Below are 2,723 nucleotides of genomic sequence, written 5' to 3'. Positions count from 1 at the left end.
GCATATTGTGAATATATACTTGGTTATCTTTTGGTTTATTTTCCGCATAATATTCAAATTCTAATGGTAAAAAAATATAATCCCCATTTTTAGCATTTTGGATAATTTTATCTATATGGAAATTGATAGGCACTGCAGCATTTGTAGCAAAATTTATTGGATAAAATGGTGTATTTTCTTTGATTATTGAACTATCGAAACCATAAATAGAGTTTGAACCAGAGAATATTAATAATCGAGGTTTTTGTATAGTTGTTGCATTGATATATCCTTTTATCTGGTACATTGTTTGCAATGATCGTGAGCCATAATATAAAAACGGATTTGTATTAAAAATCATATATATAGCAAATAGCAGCGTATAGCAAATAAGCATGTAGCTTGTAATTCCTGCGAAGAAAAATGATACTTTTTTCAAAATCTATCCTTTAAAAATTAAAATATAAAAATTCAGGCACATAACTTGAAATGCCAAGTTGTGCAGTACATAGCATAAATAATGCCCCCGCAAAAAACATTTTTTTGTTATCGAGTTTTGATGAAATCTCAAACGAATTCTTACAAACAACCACCAGTAAAAGCGCTCCAAGCAGAGTGCCTGCAAGCACAAAAGAATTTGCTTCAAGTATGCTATTGTCCCACCAATCAAACCCCACGCCATATTTTTCTAAAAACCCTAGCTTTGATTCTAAAAAATTGGGTAAGACTATCACTCCACTAAACATTCCTTTGATAAGATTTAGCGCCCCGCTAATATTTTCTGCACGAAAGAAAATCCAAGAGAGATTGACAAAGTTAAAGGTAAGAAACCAATAAAGAAGCGTTAGGAGTTTTTGCTTGAATGGTGGTTTTTGTTTGTGGTGGTTAGAATCTAAAATGCTGGCGGATTCTGGTTTGCGAGAATCTAGGTTTTTGTTTTTGTCATTGTCTAAGAAACTTGCTGTGTTGTCATTACTAAAGAAACTCGCTTCGTTCGTTTTGCGAGCGTGAGCGAAGCAATCCATTTGGGCGGATTCTATGTTGCTTGTAGATTGCTTCGGATTTTGCAAATCCTCGCAATGACGACTAGTGGATTCCGTATTTGCATTAGAATCTAAGTTTTTCCTTGATTCTGCCACGCCCTCTAAAATTCCAAGATTGTGCGCAAGATTTGTGGGTTGCGTAGAAATTTCGGAATGAGGCGCACTTTGCGTGCGTCGCAGTGGAGAAATTTCAAGCTCCCACAAAGGTTGCGTGCAAGCTGAATTTTTATAGATTCTATGCACCACCATCGCCACTCCATGCAAACACCCCCACACCACAAACCCCCACCCAGCGCCATGCCACACGCCACTCAAAAACGCCACGATAAAAAGATTCCTCAAAGTCAGAATCTTATTTATCATCACATAATGCAGCGCACTTTTATACTTCTCATTGCGATTGCCACCAAGCGGGATATAGACATACTCTTTGAGAAAACGCCCAAGCGTCATATGCCACCTACGCCAAAAGTCCGCAATATTACGCGCCTTATATGGGGAGTTGAAATTTAGCGGCAAGGTGATACCAAAGAGCAATCCAAGCCCAATAGCCATATCACAATACCCACTAAAATCAAAATACAGCTGGAATGTGTAGCTAAGGCTTGTCGCCCATGATTCAAAGAGATTTAGCACCGCGCCATTCTCCACCGCGCCAAATCCAGCATTCGCCCACACAGCAAAGGAATCTGCGATGACTACTTTTTTAAATAATCCGATGGAAAAGATAAATAAGCCTTTGGCGATGGATTCGTAGAAGGTGGTGTTTGTGGGTTGGGCGGTGTCATTACTAAAGAAACTCGCTTCGTTCGTTTTGCGAGCATTAGCGAAGCAATTTATTTGGGCGGATTCTATGTTGCTTGTAGATTGCTTCGTCAGCTTCGCTTCCTCGCAATGACGCCCAGAATCTAAGTTTTTCTTTGATTCTGCCAAATTTCCAGAATCTACTTTTGCCACACTTTCACAAATTCCAAGATTTGCAGTGTGGCTGTGTAAGTTTTTATGATTTTTTGGAAGGTTGTCTATTCCACACTCTAAAATTCTAGTATCTTGGATAAAATTTGTGGGTTGTGGAGCGGTGTGGCGAGGAGCTACCTTTGGTGGTAGTGACGAAGCCTCAACGCGCTCACTCCCGCAAATTTTGCCAAGAGACGAATTTTCCTTAGCTGAATTTTCATCACCAGCTGAATTTAACTTTCTAAATTGTGGCATCATCTCCCTATGATGCACTATCGGCCCCGCAATCAACTGCGGAAAAAATGTCACAAACAAACAATAATCCAAAAACTCCGACGCACTCAAATGCGTAGCGTATTGCTTAGGGGATTTGTAGCAATCCACAAGATAGGCAATCTGCTGGAATGTAAAAAATGAAATCGCCAAAGGTAGCACGATGTGAGGCAGCGGCATGGTGAAATCTAGGTGCAAAAGCTGACTAAAGAGATTGAAATTTTCTAACAAAAAATCAGTGTATTTGAAAAATCCTAGCAAAGCAAGGTTAAAGACAATGCCAAGGATTAGGAAAAATTTGGGGGAGAGGAGGGGCTTTGAATGGGTGGATTCTGGTAGTTCTAGTTTTTTATTTGTTGTGTCGCAAACATTTTTAGCAGAATCTATGTCGCTAGAGTTGGATTCTTTGCAGGGGGACAAGGGGGCTTGAATTGCGAAGTCGCTCCCCTTATCCCCCTGCACCCCCAAACC

At 39.8% G+C, this 2,723-nt stretch carries 2 protein-coding genes; both read right to left on the bottom strand.

The annotated features are described in order from the left end of the window. Nucleotides 1-418, bottom strand: a 418-nt coding sequence (locus BKN38_RS10010) for a hypothetical protein (protein ID WP_143000293.1), incomplete at its 3' end; no start/stop codon positions are given. Between the two features lie 10 nt (nt 419-428). After that, on the bottom strand, nt 429-2,714 hold the full coding sequence (locus tag BKN38_RS12200) for an MBOAT family protein (protein ID WP_305367093.1): 2,286 nt from the start codon (nt 2,712-2,714) through the stop codon (nt 429-431). Nucleotides 2,715-2,723: the final 9 nt, after the last annotated feature.

The organism is Helicobacter sp. CLO-3 (assembly GCF_001854545.1).
GTDB lineage: Bacteria > Campylobacterota > Campylobacteria > Campylobacterales > Helicobacteraceae > Helicobacter_B.
This window is presented reverse-complemented; position numbering and strand designations above follow the sequence as displayed.